Source organism: Rhizobium sp. BK008, from assembly GCF_014197345.1.
Classification (GTDB): Bacteria; Pseudomonadota; Alphaproteobacteria; order Rhizobiales; family Rhizobiaceae; genus Rhizobium; species Rhizobium anhuiense.
On record NZ_JACIFK010000011.1, the window covers coordinates 123,281 to 140,944 of the forward strand.

The following is a 17,664-nucleotide window of genomic DNA, read 5'->3' on the forward strand; positions in this document are numbered from 1 at the left end:
CTATCGTGAAAAGCGATTTTGGTGAATCGATGTTTTGGCTGGTGGTGGGAAGCGGCGGTGACGGATCGCCGCAGAGTTGCGCCGCATATTGCGAAGGCGACGCATCGAGGCGAGACGATGGCTCAAAATTTCGCGAGCCCGGCAAAAACCAAACTCTCTCCTGTTTTTCGCCCCTATTTTTCGTATTGTCGAATCAATGAAAAAACAGGGGAAAGTGTGAATGACGGCTCTATGGTCGAAGATCGGTCTGTTTCTGTCGCTTGCTGCTGTGGCGCCACTGACGGCAACGGCCCAGGACCAGCCGTTTCAGATCGGAAGCTCGGTCGTCAGCCAGATGAAGTACAAACCGGGCTTTGCGCACTTCGACTACGTCAATCCCGATGCGCCGAAAGGTGGAGATCTCCGTCTTTCCGCAAGCGGCGCCTTCGACACTTTCAATCCTCTGCTTGCAAAGGGCCAGACAGCCGTAGGTCTGTCGCTTGTTTACGACACGTTGCTGAAGCCGGCCGATGACGAACTTCTCGTCTCCTACGGCCTGCTTGCCGAAGGCCTCTCCGTTCCCGATGACGTGTCGAGCGCGACCTTTCGGCTGCGGAAGGAAGCGAAATGGGCCGATGGTCAGCCGGTAACGCCCGAAGACGTCATCTTTAGTCTGGACAAGACCAAGGATTTGAACCCGCTCGCCGGCAATTACTACCAGCACGTTGTCAAAGCGGAAAAAACCGGCGAGCGTGACGTCACCTTCATCTTCGATGAGAAGAACAATCGCGAACTGCCGAACATTCTCGGCCAGTTGATGGTCGTCCCGAAACATTGGTGGGAGGCGCCCGGACCGGACGGCAAACCGCGCGACATTACCAGGACGACGTTGGAGCCCGTGATGGGGTCCGGACCTTACAAGATCGCTTCCTTCTCGCCCGGCGCCACAATCCGTTATGAACTGCGTGGCGACTATTGGGGCAAGGACCTCAATGTGAATGTCGGCCAGAACAATTTCCGCAACGTCATCTACACCTATTTCGGTGATCGGGACGTCGAGTTCGAAGCTTTTCGCGCCGGCAACAGCGACTATTGGCAGGAAACCACCGCTGCCCGTTGGGCGACGGGATATGATTTTCCCGCAGTGAAGGAAGGACGGGTCAAGAAGGAGGAGGTTGCAAACCCGCTGCGCTCCACCGGCATCCTGCAAGCGCTGGTGCCCAATATGCGGCGTGACCTCTTCAAGGACATCAGAGTCCGCGAAGCCTTGAACTACGGGTTCGACTTCGAGGAACTGAACCGCACTGTCGCCTTCAACAGTTACAAACGCATCGACAGCTATTTCTGGAACACCGAGCTTGCCTCTTCCGGCCTGCCGCAGGGCAGGGAACTGGAAATTCTGCAGGGCATGAAGGACAAGGTGCCGGCAGAAATCTTCACCACGCCCTATACCAATCCGGTCGGCGGCGATCCGCAGAAGAGCCGTGACAACCTCCGCAAGGCAATCGCGCTACTGAAAGACGCTGGCTGGGAGCTGAAGGGCAATCGCATGGTCAACAGCAAGACCGGCCAGCCGATGAGTTTCGAGATCCTGTTGTCGAGCCCGATGTTGGAGCGCTGGGCGGTGCCTTATGCCAGCAATCTCAAGAAAATCGGCATAGATGCGCGGGTTCGGACGGTCGATGCCTCGCAAGCTGTCAACCGCGAACGCAGCTTCGACTATGATATGATCTGGAATGTCTGGGCTGAGACCATGAACCCGGGCAACGAGCAAGCCGACTATTGGGGATCCGGCTCTGTCAACCAGCAGGGCTCTCGCAACTACGCCGGTATTGCTAACCCGGCGGTCGATGAGCTCATTCGCATGATTATCTTCGCGCCGAACCGCGATGAACAGGTTGCTGCGATCAAAGCCATGGACCGCGTATTGCTGGCAAATCACTACGTCATCCCGCTGTTCTACCGTGATACCTATAACATCGCCTATTGGAACACGGTCACGCATCCGGCCGAATTCCCGGCCTACAGCCTTGGCTTCCCGGAAGCCTGGTGGTCGACCTCGGCAAAATGAGCGGGCTTGCAATGAAGGGGCCCTCGGCTCCAAATGGCACGAGCGAATCACGACAAGCCGGCAGGGCCGGCAAGGGAAGGCTGGCGGATTGAGCGGCATTAGACTGGACGGCGGGCAGACAGGAAAAACATTCCCGGAGGCTGAAGGCTGATGGGCGCCTATATCCTTCGCCGCCTGCTTTTGATGGTTCCAACCATTGTCGGCATCATGGCGATTTCCTTCATCGTCATTCAGTTCGCCCCCGGCGGTCCCGTCGAGCAGGTGATCGCCCAACTGACCGGTCAGGCCGATAGTGCCGACCAGCGACTGTCCGGCGGCGGCGATCTTCTCGGCGGCACCGGCAGCGATGAAGGCTCGAAATATCGCGGCGCCCAGGGGCTTGATCCGGAACTGATCGCCAAGCTCGAAAAACAGTTCGGCTTCGACAAGCCGCCGCTGACCCGTTTTGGCGAGATGATGTGGAACTACATCCGCTTCGATTTTGGCGAGAGCTTCTTCCGCAACACCTCGGTGCTCGAGCTCATCAAGGAGAAGCTGCCGGTGTCGATCTCGCTCGGCATCTGGATCCTGATCTTCTCCTATGCCATCTCCATTCCGCTCGGCATCCGCAAGGCGGTCAAGGATGGATCGACCTTCGATGTCTGGACATCGGGCGTCATCGTCGTCGGCTACGCCGTGCCGAGCTTCCTCTTCGGCATTCTCCTGATCGTGCTTTTTGCCGGCGGCTCCTTCTACGACTGGTTTCCGCTGCGCGGCCTGGTCTCCGATAATTTCGACCAGCTGGCCTGGTGGCAGAAGCCGCTCGACTATTTCTGGCACCTGACCCTGCCGTTGATCTCGCTTTCCCTGTCCGCCTTTGCCACGACGACGCTGCTGACCAAGAATTCCTTCATCGAGGAGATCAAGAAGCAATATGTCGTCACCGCCCGCGCCAAGGGCCTGAACCAGCGCCAAGTGCTCTACGGCCATGTCTTCCGCAACGCCATGCTGATCATCATTGCCGGTTTTCCCGGCGCCTTCATTTCCGCTTTCTTCACCGGCTCGCTGCTGATCGAAAACATCTTCTCGCTGGATGGCCTCGGCCGTCTCGGCTATCTCTCGGTCATCAACCGGGATTACCCGATCGTCTTCGCCACCCTCTATATCTTCTCGCTGCTCGGCCTCTTCGTCAGCCTGGTTTCCGACCTGATCTACACCTGGATCGATCCGCGCATCGATTTCGAGCGGAGGGATGTCTGATGGACGCCGCCGCAAATCCTGCCGTCGCCACGCCCGTCAAGCCGCCGCGCAAGGGCCTGCTGTCGCCGACCAACATCCGCCGCTGGCAGAATTTCCGGGCAAACGGCCGCGGCTACTGGTCGCTGTGGCTGTTCCTGGTGCTGTTCGTCCTCAGCCTGTTTGCCGAGTTCATTGCCAACGACCGGCCGATCATCGCCTCCTACAAGGGCGAGATCCTGTTTCCCGTGCTGGTCGACTATCCCGAGGAGAAGTTCGGCGGCTTCCTCGCCGAAACCGATTACCGTTCCTCGGTGATTGCGGATGAGATCGATGCCAATGGCTGGATGATCTGGCCGCCGATCCGCTATTCCTACCGCTCGGTCAATTCCAACATTCCCCATTCGGCACCCACCGCCCCGTTCTGGCTGATGACCAAGGAGGAGCGCTGCGCCGGTTATCCGCAAGGCGTGAACGATCCCGATTGCACCTTCGGCAATCTCAACTGGCTCGGCACCGACGATCAGGCGCGCGACGTGCTGGCGCGGGTCATCTACGGTTTCCGCATATCGGTGCTCTTTGGCCTGATGCTGACCATCTGCTCGGCGATCATCGGCGTGACGGCGGGTGCGGTGCAGGGCTATTTCGGCGGCTGGACCGATCTGCTGCTGCAGCGCTTCATCGAGATCTGGTCGTCGATGCCGGTGCTTTACATCCTGCTGATCATCGCGGCACTCCTGCCGCCCGGCTTCTTCGTGCTGCTCGGCATCATGCTGCTCTTCTCCTGGGTCGGCTTCGTCGGCATCGTGCGCGCCGAATTCCTGCGGGCTCGCAATTTCGAATATGTCCGCGCCGCCCGCGCCCTCGGCGTCAACAATCGCACCATCATGTGGCGTCACCTGCTGCCCAACGCCATGGTGGCGACGCTGACCTTCCTGCCTTTCATCCTCTCCGGCTCGATCACCACGCTGACCTCGCTCGATTTCCTCGGCTTCGGCATGCCGCCGGGCTCCCCCTCGCTCGGCGAGATGATCGCCCAGGGCAAGACCAACCTTCAGGCCCCGTGGCTCGGGCTGACGGCTTTCTTCGCCATGTCGATCATGCTGTCCCTGCTGATCTTCATCGGCGAAGCCGTGCGCGATGCCTTCGACCCGAGGAAGACGTTCCAATGAGTGACATGAAAGAACCGCTGCTTTCCGTCCGCGATCTCTCGGTTGCCTTTCATCAAGGCGGCGAAACCTCGCTGGCCGTCGATCACATCTCCTTCGATATCGCCAAAGGCGAGGTCGTGGCGCTGGTCGGCGAATCCGGCTCCGGCAAGTCGGTCTCGGCCAACTCGATCCTGCGGCTTTTGCCCTATCCCTCGGCAAGCCATCCCTCCGGCGAAATCCTGTTCAAGGGCAAGGACCTTCTGAAGGCGTCGGAGCGGGCGCTGCGGGAAGTGCGCGGCAACGACATCACCATGATCTTCCAGGAGCCGATGACCTCGCTCAATCCGCTTCATACGATCGAGAAGCAGATCGCCGAGATCCTTGCCCTGCACCAGGGACTCACCGGTGAGCCGGCGCGCCAGCGTGTGCTGGAATTGCTGAACCAGGTCGGAATCCGCGAACCGGAGAAGCGGTTGAAAGCCTATCCGCACGAGCTCTCCGGCGGCCAGCGCCAGCGCGTCATGATTGCCATGGCGCTCGCCAACCGGCCGGAGCTGCTGATCGCCGACGAACCGACCACGGCGCTCGACGTCACCGTACAGGCGCAGATCCTCGAATTGCTCCGGCAGTTGAAGGCCGTACATGGCATGTCGATGCTGTTCATCACCCATGATCTCGGCATTGTCCGCAAATTCGCCGATCGCGTCTGTGTCATGACCAAGGGCAGGATCGTCGAAACCGGAACCGTCGAGGAGGTTTTCGCCAACCCGAAGCACGAATATACCCGCCATCTTCTCGCTTCCGAACCGCGCGGCGAGCCGCCGCTGGCCGATCCGTCGAAGCCGGTGGTGATGGAAGGGTCCGATATCCGCGTCTGGTTCCCGATCAAAGCAGGGCTGATGCGTCGCGTCGTCGATCATGTGAAGGCGGTCGACGGCATCGATCTGTCGCTGCGCGCCGGCCAGACGCTCGGCGTCGTCGGTGAGTCCGGTTCCGGCAAGACCACGCTCGGCCTGGCGCTCACCCGGCTGATTTCCTCGCAAGGACGGATCGCCTTTGTCGGCACGGATATAGCCGGCTATTCATTCAGCGAGATGCGGCCGCTGCGCAACCAGTTGCAGGTCGTCTTCCAGGATCCCTATGGCTCGCTCAGCCCCCGCATGTCGGTCGGCGACATCGTCGCCGAGGGGCTGAAGGTGCACGAGCGCTCCTTGACCGCGGAGGAGCGCGACCAGCGTGTCTGCTGGGCGCTGGAGGAGGTGGGTCTCGATCCCCTGACCCGCTGGCGTTATCCGCACGAATTCTCCGGCGGCCAGCGCCAGCGCATCGCCATCGCCCGGGCCATGGTGCTGAAGCCCCGTTTCGTCATGCTCGACGAGCCGACTTCAGCGCTCGATATGAGTGTCCAGGCCCAGGTGGTCGATCTCCTGCGCGACCTGCAGAAGAAACACGATCTCGCCTATCTCTTCATCAGCCACGACCTCAAGGTGGTGAAGGCGCTCGCCAACGATGTCATCGTCATGCGTTTCGGCAAGGTGGTGGAACAGGGGCCGTCAGCGGAAATCTTCCGCGCGCCGAAGGACGATTATACCCGGGCGCTGATGGCCGCCGCTTTCAACATCGAGGCGGTGCCGACGCCCGCTGTGCAGCAATAAAGAAGATCATGTCCGCAAGTCCTCCTGTTCTCGTCGATATCAAGTTCAATGCCGAAGGCGTCGTCCGCGTGCTGAAGACGGCCTTTGCCGATCGCGGCAGCATCAATCTCGCCGATCCGGCCAATCAGGCACGCGATCTCCGCGCGGTCGAATACGCCCTTCTCTGGAAGCCGGATGCCGACCTTTTCGCGCGGGCGCCGAATCTCAAGGTCATCTTCTCGGGCGGCGCCGGCGTCGACCACATCATCGGCATGGCCGGCCTGCCCGAGATCCCGATCGTCCGCTTCGTCGACCGCAGTCTAACGACCCGTATGAGCGAATGGGTGGTCATGCAGTGCCTGATGCATCTGCGCGGGCAATACGCCCATGACAGCCATCAGCGGCAGCGTGAATGGGCCAAGCTGATCGCGCCTGAGGCGGCTGAGGTGACGGTCGGCGTCATGGGCCTCGGTATTCTCGGGCAGGATGCGGTCGCCAAGCTGAGAGTGATGGGTTTCAACGTCATCGGCTGGTCGCGCAGCCGCAAACAGATCGATGGCGTCGAAACCTTCGATGCCGGCGGATTGGACAGTTTTCTCGCAAGGACGGATATCCTCGTCGGTCTGTTGCCGCTGACGCCCGAAACCTCCGGCTTCTATAACGCAGGGCTGTTTGCCAAGCTGCGCCGCAACGGCGCGCTCGGGCAGCCGGTTTTCATCAATGCCGGCCGCGGCAAGAGTCATGTCGAGGCCGATATCGTTTCCGCCATTCGTGACGGTACCCTCGGCGGCGCTTCGCTGGATGTCTTCGAGGTGGAGCCGCTCGCCGCCGACAACCCCTTATGGGAATTGCAGAACGTCTTCATCACGCCGCATGACGCGGCCGTCTCCGAAGAAAATGCGCTGTTTCGCCATGTCGAGACCCAGATCGCCCGTTTCGAGCGCGGCGAGCGGCTGCAATTCGTGGTCGACCGCGCCGTCGGCTATTAGAGCCGCACGGAACCTTCCAGACGGCAACCCGTTTTCTCCTTCGAGTTCTTGACGGCCGGATCGGTCCGTCAAGACAGCCGAAGGAGACGATCATGGCGCATCAGACGGAAACACGCTGGGAAAAGTCCGATGGCAAGCTTCACAAGGAAGAGCAGATCCCGCCTGTAAAGGCCAGGCAGGGCCGCACGGGCTATCGCATCCTACTGGTGCTGCTCGCGGCTCTGGTGCTCGCTTTCGTGGTCTGGATACCGGTCGAGATCTGGGGCCAGCGTGAGGCAAACGACGTGGCGCCGCAGCAGCCCGGCCAGCAGTTGCAGTCGCAACAGTCAGGCACCGCGCCAGCGCCGAGCCTTCAGAACGGCACTGCGGTTCCGACCGAGACTCAGAACACGACGCCGGCCGCCCCTGGTGTCGCGCCTGCAGCGCCAGCCCAACCCGCCGCACCGGCCCAATAAGCGTGAGGATGCGCGCTCGCATCCCGCCGCCGTGCAGGCCGCGGGGTGCGTATTGTTTTATCTGGACTTTGTCTGCCGATTTTTCGATAAGAAGGCGCACGAGCCGGTTTCGTGCGCCGGCCGGGAACGTGGCACGACCCGGGAATTTGGCAGCGCCTGACCGGAGTGGACAGGGGCGGGAATTTCATGGCCAAGACGGATATCGCAAGACGCGTTTACAATCACGCTTGGAAACTTGATCCGATCATCCGCAGCCTGATCGATACCGATTTCTATAAGCTGCTGATGCTGCAGATGATCTGGAAGCTCTATCCGGACGTGAACGCCTCCTTCACCCTCATCAACCGCACCAAGCGCGTGCATCTTGCCGAGGAGATCGACGAGGGTGAATTGCGCGAACAGCTCGATCACGCCCGCACGTTGCGGCTCTCGAAAAAGGAGATGATCTGGCTTGCGGGTAACAGCTTCTACGGCCGCGCCCAGATCTTCGAGCCGGAATTCCTTGCCTGGCTTTCCAATTTCCAGCTTCCCGAATACGAGCTGTCGAAGAAGGACGGGCAATATGTTCTGGATTTCCACGGGCCGTGGAAGGAAACCACCATGTGGGAGATCCCGGCGCTCGCCATCGTCAACGAACTGCGCTCACGCTCCGCGATGAAGGCGCTCGGCCCCTTCACCCTTGATGTGCTCTATGCCCGGGCCAAAGCGAAGATGTGGTCGAAGGTCGAGCGGTTGAAGGAACTGCCGGGCCTACGCATCTCCGATTTCGGCACCCGCCGCCGTCACAGTTTCCTCTGGCAGCGCTGGTGCGTCGAAGCGCTGAAGGAAGGCATCGGCCCGGCCTTTGCCGGCACCAGCAACGTATTGCTGGCTATGGATTCCGATCTCGAGGCCGTCGGCACCAATGCCCACGAGCTGCCGATGGTGGCCGCCGCCCTTGCCCAAACCGATGAGCAACTGCGCAACGCGCCCTACAAGATCCTGCGCGACTGGAACAAGCTCTATGGCGGCAATCTTCTGATCGTCCTGCCGGATGCCTTCGGCACTGCCGCCTTCCTGCGCGACGCGCCGGAATGGGTCGCCGATTGGACCGGCTTCCGCCCGGACAGTGCTCCGCCGATCGAAGGCGGCGAGAAGATCATCGACTGGTGGAAGAAGATGGGCCGTGATCCACGCCAGAAGCTGCTGATCTTCTCCGATGGCCTCGATGTCGATGCCATCATCGATACCTACCGGCATTTCGAAGGCCGTGTGCGCATGAGCTTCGGCTGGGGCACGAATCTGACGAACGATTTTTCCGGCTGCGCGCCGATCGAAATCTCCGGCCTCAACCCGATCTCCGTCGTCTGCAAGGTCAGTGACGCCAATGGCCGTCCGGCGGTGAAGCTCTCCGACAACCCGCAGAAGGCGACGGGCGAACCGGCAGAGGTCGAACGCTACCTGAAATTCTTCGGCGCCGAAGACAGGGTCGATCAGACCGTTCTCGTATAGCTCCGGGACGAGGTGCCGCCATCCCGAGGCGCATTGGTATGCCCCGACATCGCATCCTCGATCGACCAACCGAAGCGCCAGGCGTCGAACATCGAGTACCATTCCTGAAAATCGGTGATCGGCAGGATATCCGGCTTCGACATCGGATTGTCGGCCAGGCTGCGGCCACGTGCACGGTCCCGTGCGCCACGCTCCTGCATCTCAAGCAGATTCTCGAACATCATTACCCCCCGGGTCTTCATCCGATGCATTTATGCAATCATGCTAATAAAGCATTGTCGAGTCCTGATGCGATGATTTGGGTTTTTCACAGGATTAGCCCCAATGCGCTAATCCAGGGATGGCGGAGCCCGAACTGGCCGAGCGTGACAACGCTCGGCTTGCGCTCCATGAACGCCTAGTGACGGGGAGGCTCGGCTTCCTGGCTGGGGTCCGCCGCCGAGCCTCCCGGCTTGCCGACCTTGAACCAGCCGGCAGCGCCGACAAACTGCCGCTTTCCGGCAGGCGTGATCCAACCCAGATGACATCAATGGCTAACGACAGGTTAATATCCACCGGCCTCGTCCCGATCCTACGCAATCCTGCAACGTAGGCTCGCGGCATTCCTCGGGGTTTCAGGCCGCCAATCTGCGAAACCGGGTTCTGATCCGGTCGAGATAGTAGTGGCCGGGAGACGGCGCTGCCGTCATCGCATGGGCTTCGGAGGAGGGCACGCCTTCGAACAGACGTTCCTCGCCATTCTTGAAACAAATCCTGAGCCGCCCGTCATCCTGGCTGAAATAGACGGATTTGATGATCTTCGACTTTACCGAAAGTTCTTCCACCTGTTTTACCTCTGTTTTTTTAAATTTGGCAGACGGTAAACCCAAACGTGCAAAGACGCGGTGAACTCGCATGGTAAAAAATCAGGAATCTTTCGACGTTTGAAACCCGCAGCACCATCGCAGCGCCGGGTTCGAAAGCCTCGAACGCACGCTTGTGAGCGGTGTATTTCGTTGCCCTCTCTCGCACGCGTCCCGCACACGCAAAGGCCTGTGTCAGTCATTTGATCCGTGAAGCCGGAAACAAGATCAAGCCCGATCAGATTTTGCCAATCCGGCGGAGAACGCCGTCAGCAGAGCCCTTCCCGGGCCCCAATCCTCAAGGCCGCTTTGCCCGTTGATATGGCCGAAAGGGCCGATCTCGACAAGGCCGCTGCCCCACAGATCGGCTCGTGCACGGGCATAGCCTGGCGTGCCGAAGGGATCATCGGCGCTTGCGATAATCAGCGTGGGAAAGCGCATTCGTTGCAATGGCGGATCTGCGAATCCGGCGGCCTCCTCAGGGAATGACACGGACTGCGGATCGGGGACCGCTACAAGAAACGCTCCGGCAACGGCAAGTGAGGAAATCTGCTGCCAATGAGCGACCAGCAGACAGGCAAGGCTATGAGCGACGAGCAGGGGAGGGGTTGCCGATGCGCCGACGGCGCGCTCCAGGGCTGAAATCCAGTCCGCCAAGTCGGGCTTTTCCCAATCGGCCGGTTGAAAACGCCGCATTTTGGGGTTCGACCTTTCCCAGCGCGTTTGCCAATGAGCCTCGCCCGAACCGCCAATCCCCGGCAATATAATGATGTCCCTCATGTCTTTTCCTCTGATCATCCGTGCAGGTGAAAATGATGCATTTTCATTTGCTTCGGAATGAATGATCATCGGAAAACCGCGCCGCTCTCCGATGATTTCAAGGTGATCCCATGGCTTTTCAGGAAAACAATCGGGTTTTGCTCGATCCAACCGATATCGCCATTATTGAAGCGATGCAGGAAAACGGCCGCATTGCGATTTCCGAACTCGGCCGACGGGTCGGGCTCTCTCAGCCGGCGGCATCGGAACGGGTCAAACGACTGGAAGACCGCGGCATCATTACCGGTTACTCCGCTCGTATCGACCCTGCCGCTCTGGGAATTGGAATGACGGCTGTGCTTCGCCTGCGCACGACGCATGAGCATATCAAACCCTGTCTGAAACAGTTCGCCGAGATGCCGCAAGTCATGGAAGTATTGCGCCTGACCGGAGAGGACTGCTTTCTCTTGAAGGTGCTGGTTCCGTCGCCTGGAGAGCTGGAAACGATCGTTGACACGATCGCGCGTTTTGGGGCCGTGACGACATCCCTGGTGTTGCGCGGCGAGAATCCGAAGCCGATTGGACGCGCCCTGCTGCAGCGCGTTTGAGAATATGCGGACGACCAGTGAAGCGCGCCGCCAAAAACGCTTCCGCGTCCCGCTCGCGATACGGTTTGAAATCTATATTGAGAAACGGGGATATGGCGGACAGGGTGTCCGTCTAACCATCGTCCGGGGCCGTCCGGGATTATCCGGGAAATAACGGGAATCGCTGTATTTTTGTAAGCGCTCGTTCTATATTGTTCGCCACGGTTCATAGCCATCCCCACTCCGAAGTGGGGACAGAAGTGGGGACACAATGGCGCGCACCCTTCAAAAGCTTACGGACGTTTCGATAAAGTCGAGCAAGTTGCCTCCCGGCCGACACAGCGACGGTGGTGGGCTCTATCTAAACGTAACGCCGAACGGCACAAAATCCTGGGTGTTTATGTGGGCTCGGGACGGGAAGCGCCGGGAGATGGGCATGGGTGCCTATCCGGAGGTCTCTTTAGCGAAGGCCCGCGCCAAGGCTTCGGATTGCAGGGAAGTCGTGGCCGAGGGAAGGGACCCGATTGCGGAGAAAGCTAAGGAGGCCGAGCCGACATTCAGCGAATGTGTCGATAAGTTTCTGGCCTCTATGGACGTGCAGTGGCGAAACGAGAAGCATCGCGGCCAATGGCGAATGACTCTCACCGAGTATTGTAGGGCCATTCAATCGAGGAAGGTTTCCACGATAGGCACGGATGACGTACTGAAGGTTCTTAAGCCGATCTGGATGACTAAGAGTGAAACCGCGTCCCGGCTCCGCGGCCGTATCGAACGCGTGCTTGACTACGCGAAGGTTAAAGGCTGGCGTTCAGGAGAAAACCCGGCTCTTTGGCGGGGACACCTCAAGAGCATTTTACCTCCTCGACAGAAGCTGACGCGTGGCCACCATGCCGCTATGGCATTCGAAGCGGTGCCAGGCTTCGTGGCTGAACTTCGAGCCTCGGACGCAATGGCGGCTCGCGCGCTCGACTTCCTAATTCTGACCGCGGCGCGCTCCGGCGAGGTTCTCGGCGCCACCTGGAAGGAAATCGATTTTCAACATAGGGTGTGGGTGGTCCCCAAGGAGCGCATGAAGGCGGGCAGGGAACATCGCGTACCTTTGACGGATACCGCCGTTCGCATCCTGGAATCGCTTCACGCCATTCGCGCCGGAGAACTCATTTTTCTTGGGCAGAAGAAAGATAAGCCCCTTTCTGGGATGGCAATGGCTATGCTCATGCGCCGGCTGAAGTTCGCCCCCTACACTGTTCACGGGTTCCGATCGGCGTTTCGAGACTGGGCGGGCGATCGGACTTCTTTTCCGCGGGAAATTGCCGAGGCGGCCCTAGCCCACGCGGTTGGTGACGAGACCGAACGCGCGTATCGCCGAAGTGACGCCTTGGCCAAGCGTAGGAAGTTAATGGAGGCCTGGGAAAGATATCTGGCATCATCTGGATCTAAGAGCATTGAAATTGTCCAACTCGCGGGTCGCCGAAGGCAATGACGAATAAGGATGAGCGTGAGGCAAAAACTCAAGAAGTGGCGACCTTTGGGCTCCTGGCCGGTATTGAGTTAATCGATCCCGAAGTTCTGGCGATGCGGGAACGCATCAAAGCTCTGGTCATCCGAAGTAGCCTTGATCAGCGAGAGCGCGCGTTAAATCGGAATAGGTTTTTAGGCAATAGTGGCGCTCTCGAAGAAATTCGGTTTGAGCGACGACTGCTGGACTTCGCGGTACGCCACGGTATCTCGTTGCTCCATTCCTCCGATTGGCGATTGCCGGCACTGTTGGTCGTAGCGAAAGAGCACAAAGACTTGGCGCCTCAAGCTAAGCGCGGCAGGCCTAGCGCCCGTGGCGGGATTGGCCTGTTGGGAGACCCGCTGGACAGAAAGCGCCCGCATAAAGACGCAGCAGCTTACTCTGTTATGGTCCGCGATATCATGAAAATTGAAGGCATCTCGCAACGTCAAGCTTGCCACCGTCTGGCGACGGAACTTTTCCCCAATCACTCCGGCCTCCTGCTTGAGAGCAAAGCCAAGCAGATTGAAAACCGAGTATCAGCCCACAATGCCGATCGAGGTGAGCGCCGCAAGGCAGGACGGACGAAGAACGCTACAAGAATGTAACTTTAAAAGCCTGCCGATTTAACTGTGGTATTTCGCCGGTGACGAGCCTGACATGGTGTCCTTGTTCAAATGAACAGACAAGGACACAATCCAATGACCAAGCTCGCAGTCACAGTTCCTGAAGCGGTTCAGATCAGCGGCATCGGCCGAACCAATCTCTACAAGCTGTTCAAGGACGGCAGCCTTAAGCCCCGCAAGAGCGGGAAACGAACGTTGATCCTGGTCGAGGAACTTGAGACCTACCTCAAGTCTCTTCCGGTCGCAGCTTAAGAGGTGCGGCCATGATCCATATGGAAAACCCGGCAGCGCGGCCAGGCGCTAACCGGGTTCTGGAAATCAAAGCTTTTGCAAGTGCCTTTGATATTCAGGACCCTATCGCAACCCCCTCTGAAATTCAAGCAACACGCGCCGTCATGCGGCGGTGCGGCGTTACGGTTCACCATGCCCGCGTCATCTGCGAGCTTTCCGGCCTGGGAGGTGTGGCATGACAAAGCGTCTTATCATCACCGCCCGTATTCTCCCCGATGGAACGCCTACCAAAGTTGTTGGGCGGGACGCCTGGGCGCTTCAGAACCTCGTCAAGGCCGGCGAAGGGGGTTGCACTCCGATCGATCATCCCGGCCCGCGGTGGAGTCACTATGTGTTCAAGCTGCGGCGTTTCGGCTTCACCATACAGACGCTCGACGAAACCCACGGCGGCCCGTTTCCTGGTTCGCACGCTCGATACGTCCTGCGCTCGGAAGTCGAAATTCTGGACAACGGAAGGGACGCGGCATGAGCGACCCCGGCGAAACACATAACCCACGGGTTATTGCAGCCGCCCAATGGCTCGCTTATGAGAAGGAGCCACCCGAAAGGGTGGTTCCAACTATCCGCGCGATGTTCTCGCTGAGCGCACTTGAGGCGGCGCAAGCCTGTGGTCTGGCGCAGAAATTCCGGACCTTGCGGAGGGCCTTTGGATGATGGCTTCCGCACTAACGAACAATGACGAGGCAGCGGTGCGTGCGAACGCGACCTGGAAATTCGATTTCCTCGACACCGTCAACGCCGATCCAAAAGCTGGTGGCGCCTGCCTGGCGGTCATCAAGGCCTATCTCCACTTCGCCAGTGAAGTGCGACCGCAGGCATTCTGCTCACTGCCCGAGTTGATGTTGCGTACGGGCGGTAGCAAGCCGCGCGTGCTCCGAGCGAAGGCCTCGCTAGAAAGACTCGGCTATCTCGTCCCGATGTATGTGACGGATGAGGGCGCAACCATGTATCGCCTCACTAATGCCCGCAAGCAGATTATCGATGACCATCTCAGGATTGCCAGGGAGGCGCTGGCAGCAGCGAAACGAGATCGGAAACGGCGGCAACGAACTCGTGAACTCATCGAGGGGGGTAACGAAACGATACTCCCCGAAAATGCTTATCAGGAACGAAACGATACCCCCGTTCGTAACGAAACGATACCCAATTCCCTAGACGAATACCCTAGAGGTATATTCTCTGAAGGGATAGATTTCTTAACAGCTGATCTCGAATTCACAGACAACACCTACGAAAGCCACCCGACGGGGCAACCCGACCCTTCGGAGGCCGCCGGCTATGCGGCAATGTCTCGCGGGGACGGTTCTGATGAGCCCATTCCCGTGCCAAGCGATAAAGACGAAGCTCGGGCGATGATGGAGGCCATTTGCGAGGGTCGGGATGTACCTGACATCGTCCAGCGCCGGCTGCTGAGCATGCTGCAGGCCGGAGTCCTAACTCCGCGGATGGCTTCGAATATCCTGGCTCCTGGGGAGGCTGCAGCATGAGCGAGCAGCTTGATTTGCTGGAATGGGCAGCCAGTCGGCAGCCTGAGGATAGCCCTCACGTGACGTCACGCGATGTAACGTTACATGGTCGTTACCGTAACGCGCCCTGCGGCGACTCCGCCACCGGCGCGCAAATCCTTGATGGTCGCCTACGCTTCGAGCGGAAGGCCGCGGCTTTCTTCGGCGCCCTGGTGCGCGGCTACACGCCACCGTTTCGCGATACCTTAGTGATCCGGCTTGCCGATCGGCGCGAAAGCAGCAGGAGCGCCGCATGATGAACGCACCTATAGAGAATTCTGAAAGCCTTCCTGCAGTGGCGACCGGCGCATGGCCTATCCTCATGCAGCGGAGCGATATCATAACCCTGAAGGAAGCAGTTCACCGCACTGGCAAGACGGATAGAACACTGCGGACCTGGTGCAAACTTTTCGGTATCAGCCGGCAGACGAATAGCGGCGCGCCGATCGAGATTTCCGCCCCGGCGCTTGAGATGGTCATACACGGGGACATGGAAGCCCTGGAGCTGCTCAGGAGCGGTAACAGGCACCATCCGAGGGTGCGCAGGTTCTTCGATCACCTTGGCCTATCGGTGTAGGCTCGGAGCACGCTGCCGGCGGTCTTGACTTCATCGCACTCCATGTCACCTTCGGCGCCATGACCGCCACGGACACTGTCGCCCTCCTCGCCGTCTCAATGGAGGATGACGTCGAGGAAGCTTTGCGCGACCTGGCCGGCGGGCTCGGCATGACGCGCAACGACACGATCAGATTTATCGTCAGGGAGTGGATGGAGAAGAACACCTATCTGCCGGTGCACGAGCTCGACGAAGATGGCGATGTTGATGGGAGTGCCTGAGCCGCGCTATTCTTGGTGGGCGCCGAAGCGCAAACACGAAATGGAGTATCAGCATGCCAAGCCTCGCGCAGATGACTGGTTCACTGCATATCCACAATTTCTATATCGGAAAGTTGAAGGCCAAGCAGGAGCAACTTTTCGACAGCGACCCCGAATTGGCCCAGCTTCTCGACAACGTGGCTGAGGTTCTAAGCGAGCACGTGGTCGCCTTGACAGATGAAATAGCCGAGCTGGAATACGAAGAGTAGGCTTGGTCCAATCCTTGAGGCCGCGCTGTTTGCCTCGGTTTCCACCCCATCTCATGGATGGATGAAATCCAATGTCATCCGAGGTTGGATCTTGATTCACAGCATTCACAGCATTCACAGCATTCACAGCATTCACAGCATTCACAGCATTCACAGCATTCACAGCATTCACAGCATTTACAGCATTCACAGCATTTACAGCATTTACAGCATTGCAGGAATGGCGACCAAGCCTTCATCACAATAACTTCGCTCCTCGGTCACACAGCTTACATGCTCCGCGCAAAAGATTGCTCCCGCAACTTCAACAAGAGGATCGGAGCATGAACACCGTTGCAACAATCGGGTTGGACATAGCCAAGCAGGTATTTCAGGTCCACGGCGCGGACGCACAGGGCGCTACGTTATTCAATCGAAAATTACGACGGAGCGAGGTTCGGCCTTTCTTCGAGAAGCTTCCGCCTTGCGTCGTGGCGATGGAAGCCTGCGGAAGCGCGTACCACTGGGGTCGCGAGATTAGCGCGTTGGGGCATGAGGTACAAATTTTGCCGGCGCAGTATGTGAAGCCGTTTGTCACCCGCGGAAAAACGGATGCCGGCGACGCGATAGCCATCAGCCAAGCCATGAGGCGGCCCGATATCCGGTCGGTTCGGCTGAAGACGGCAACAGAGCAGGCGGCAGCAATGGTTTTGCGGACACGGGTCTTGTTTGTGCGCCAGAGGGCGAATGCAATGAACGCATTGCGCGGCCACATGACCGAACTCGGCCTTATTGCAGATCGCGGCATCCCGAACATCGGCAAATTGGCCGCCGCACTTCCAGAGGAAGGTGACGCTCGCGTTCCCCCGAGCGCGCGTACCGTGCTTGAGGAGATCCTCGCTGAGATTGAGGCGCTCACATCACGAATTGAACGCATTGATAGACAAGTCGCGTCCGTGGCAAAGGAGGACGAGGATATTCGCCGGCTCACAGCTATTCCTGGTGTTGGACCTGTGACAGCATCCACTATAAAGGCGTATGTGCCTGATGCTGCGTATTTCAAAACAGCTCGACACTTTTCATCGTGGCTCGGTCTCACGCCGAAGCTCAACGCGAGTGGCGAAAGGTTGCGATCTGGCCGCATTTCCAAGATGGGGAACGTAGAACTGCGTTCCCTTCTTTACATGGGAGCGATGTCGGTGCTCATTGCCGCTCGCCGGCGTGGAACTCCATCGCCGTGGCTGCGGAGGCTTTTGGACGGACGTCCCCTGAAGGTGGTGGCAGTGGCACTAGCGAACAAGACCGCAAGGGTCATCTGGGCGTTGCTCACCAAAGGTGGAAGCTACGAAGCTCCCAGTGAACGAGCGGGAGCATAATCTCCACCAAGCTTTTCTTAAACAATACCAATAGGTGCAGGACGGAATAAGCGGCACGCGTGATAATTATGAAGTAGGACAGGCCGGGATAAAATCCGCACTGACTAAGTGCGAGGAGCCACTTCGCCACC

21 protein-coding genes and 1 pseudogene are annotated in these 17,664 nt (G+C 59.0%); 19 read left to right on the forward strand and 3 right to left on the reverse strand.

The features are described 5' to 3' along the window. Positions 1-220: 220 nt before the first annotated feature. The 7 genes from FHT69_RS31035 (at position 221) to pncB (ending at position 8,985) form a co-directional block, all read left to right on the forward strand. Positions 221-2,050: an extracellular solute-binding protein gene (locus FHT69_RS31035; protein WP_132573881.1), complete on the forward strand. Its 1,830-nt coding sequence runs from the start codon at positions 221-223 to the stop codon at positions 2,048-2,050. 150 nt (positions 2,051-2,200) lie between these two features. Next, positions 2,201-3,289 (forward strand): microcin C ABC transporter permease YejB, encoded by a 1,089-nt coding sequence (locus FHT69_RS31040; protein ID WP_047617429.1) that lies wholly within the window; start codon positions 2,201-2,203, stop codon positions 3,287-3,289. Then, positions 3,289-4,437: an ABC transporter permease gene (locus tag FHT69_RS31045; RefSeq protein ID WP_028758175.1), complete on the forward strand. Its 1,149-nt coding sequence runs from the start codon at positions 3,289-3,291 to the stop codon at positions 4,435-4,437. The genes FHT69_RS31040 and FHT69_RS31045 overlap by 1 nt, the downstream gene beginning before the upstream one ends. After that, positions 4,434-6,071, forward strand: coding sequence for an ABC transporter ATP-binding protein (locus FHT69_RS31050; RefSeq protein ID WP_028758176.1), 1,638 nt, complete (start codon positions 4,434-4,436; stop codon positions 6,069-6,071). The genes FHT69_RS31045 and FHT69_RS31050 overlap by 4 nt, the downstream gene beginning before the upstream one ends. An 8-nt stretch (positions 6,072-6,079) precedes the next feature. Beyond that, positions 6,080-7,039, forward strand: a complete 960-nt coding sequence (locus tag FHT69_RS31055; RefSeq protein ID WP_183906397.1) for a glyoxylate/hydroxypyruvate reductase A — start codon at positions 6,080-6,082, stop codon at positions 7,037-7,039. A gap of 92 nt (positions 7,040-7,131) precedes the next feature. Continuing rightward, positions 7,132-7,494, forward strand: coding sequence for a hypothetical protein (locus tag FHT69_RS31060; protein WP_183906398.1), 363 nt, complete (start codon positions 7,132-7,134; stop codon positions 7,492-7,494). Between the two features lie 186 nt (positions 7,495-7,680). Then, positions 7,681-8,985: a nicotinate phosphoribosyltransferase gene (gene pncB / locus FHT69_RS31065; RefSeq protein ID WP_028758179.1), complete on the forward strand. Its 1,305-nt coding sequence runs from the start codon at positions 7,681-7,683 to the stop codon at positions 8,983-8,985. Here pncB and FHT69_RS31070 read toward each other — a convergent pair. The 3 genes from FHT69_RS31070 to FHT69_RS31080 all read right to left on the reverse strand — a co-directional run bounded on the left by FHT69_RS31070 (position 8,967) and on the right by FHT69_RS31080 (position 10,676). Beyond that, positions 8,967-9,206: a CrpP-related protein gene (locus FHT69_RS31070; RefSeq protein ID WP_028758180.1), complete on the reverse strand. Its 240-nt coding sequence runs from the start codon at positions 9,204-9,206 to the stop codon at positions 8,967-8,969. The two genes, pncB and FHT69_RS31070, sit on opposite strands and share 19 nt — an antisense overlap. 393 nt (positions 9,207-9,599) lie before the next feature. After that, positions 9,600-9,809, reverse strand: a complete 210-nt coding sequence (locus FHT69_RS31075) for a KTSC domain-containing protein (RefSeq protein ID WP_028758181.1) — start codon at positions 9,807-9,809, stop codon at positions 9,600-9,602. A gap of 246 nt (positions 9,810-10,055) precedes the next feature. Beyond that, positions 10,056-10,676: an RBBP9/YdeN family alpha/beta hydrolase gene (locus tag FHT69_RS31080; protein ID WP_028758182.1), complete on the reverse strand. Its 621-nt coding sequence runs from the start codon at positions 10,674-10,676 to the stop codon at positions 10,056-10,058. Between the two features lie 41 nt (positions 10,677-10,717). Here FHT69_RS31080 and FHT69_RS31085 point away from each other — a divergent pair, with 41 nt between their 5' ends. The 12 genes and pseudogenes from FHT69_RS31085 (at position 10,718) to FHT69_RS31140 (ending at position 17,533) form a co-directional block, all read left to right on the forward strand. Beyond that, positions 10,718-11,194, forward strand: coding sequence for an Lrp/AsnC family transcriptional regulator (locus FHT69_RS31085; protein WP_028758183.1), 477 nt, complete (start codon positions 10,718-10,720; stop codon positions 11,192-11,194). A gap of 250 nt (positions 11,195-11,444) precedes the next feature. After that, complete coding sequence (locus tag FHT69_RS31090) at positions 11,445-12,656, forward strand: tyrosine-type recombinase/integrase (protein WP_183906399.1); 1,212 nt, start codon at positions 11,445-11,447, stop codon at positions 12,654-12,656. Continuing rightward, positions 12,653-13,279, forward strand: a complete 627-nt coding sequence (locus FHT69_RS31095; protein ID WP_183906400.1) for a hypothetical protein — start codon at positions 12,653-12,655, stop codon at positions 13,277-13,279. The genes FHT69_RS31090 and FHT69_RS31095 overlap by 4 nt, the downstream gene beginning before the upstream one ends. Before the next feature lie 93 nt (positions 13,280-13,372). Further along, positions 13,373-13,549, forward strand: a complete 177-nt coding sequence (locus FHT69_RS31100; RefSeq protein ID WP_246780776.1) for a helix-turn-helix domain-containing protein — start codon at positions 13,373-13,375, stop codon at positions 13,547-13,549. 11 nt (positions 13,550-13,560) lie between these two features. Further along, positions 13,561-13,767, forward strand: a complete 207-nt coding sequence (locus tag FHT69_RS31105; RefSeq protein ID WP_183906402.1) for a hypothetical protein — start codon at positions 13,561-13,563, stop codon at positions 13,765-13,767. Next, a complete protein-coding gene (locus tag FHT69_RS31110) occupies positions 13,764-14,057 on the forward strand; it encodes a hypothetical protein (protein WP_183906403.1) in 294 nt (97 codons plus the stop codon). Before FHT69_RS31105 ends, FHT69_RS31110 begins: the two co-directional genes overlap by 4 nt. 181 nt (positions 14,058-14,238) lie before the next feature. Beyond that, entirely contained in the window at positions 14,239-15,075 is an 837-nt protein-coding gene (locus FHT69_RS31115) for a hypothetical protein (RefSeq protein ID WP_183906404.1), read from the forward strand. Beyond that, positions 15,072-15,350 (forward strand): hypothetical protein, encoded by a 279-nt coding sequence (locus FHT69_RS31120; protein WP_183906405.1) that lies wholly within the window; start codon positions 15,072-15,074, stop codon positions 15,348-15,350. Before FHT69_RS31115 ends, FHT69_RS31120 begins: the two co-directional genes overlap by 4 nt. Next, positions 15,347-15,670: a hypothetical protein gene (locus FHT69_RS31125; RefSeq protein ID WP_246780777.1), complete on the forward strand. Its 324-nt coding sequence runs from the start codon at positions 15,347-15,349 to the stop codon at positions 15,668-15,670. Before FHT69_RS31120 ends, FHT69_RS31125 begins: the two co-directional genes overlap by 4 nt. Before the next feature lie 89 nt (positions 15,671-15,759). After that, a pseudogene (locus FHT69_RS31130) lies at positions 15,760-15,930 on the forward strand (CopG family transcriptional regulator); the annotation flags it as partial. 53 nt (positions 15,931-15,983) lie between these two features. Beyond that, a complete protein-coding gene (locus FHT69_RS31135; protein WP_183905179.1) occupies positions 15,984-16,178 on the forward strand; it encodes a hypothetical protein in 195 nt (64 codons plus the stop codon). A 323-nt stretch (positions 16,179-16,501) separates the two neighbouring features. After that, positions 16,502-17,533: an IS110 family transposase gene (locus FHT69_RS31140; protein ID WP_183906407.1), complete on the forward strand. Its 1,032-nt coding sequence runs from the start codon at positions 16,502-16,504 to the stop codon at positions 17,531-17,533. Positions 17,534-17,664 lie beyond the last annotated feature (131 nt).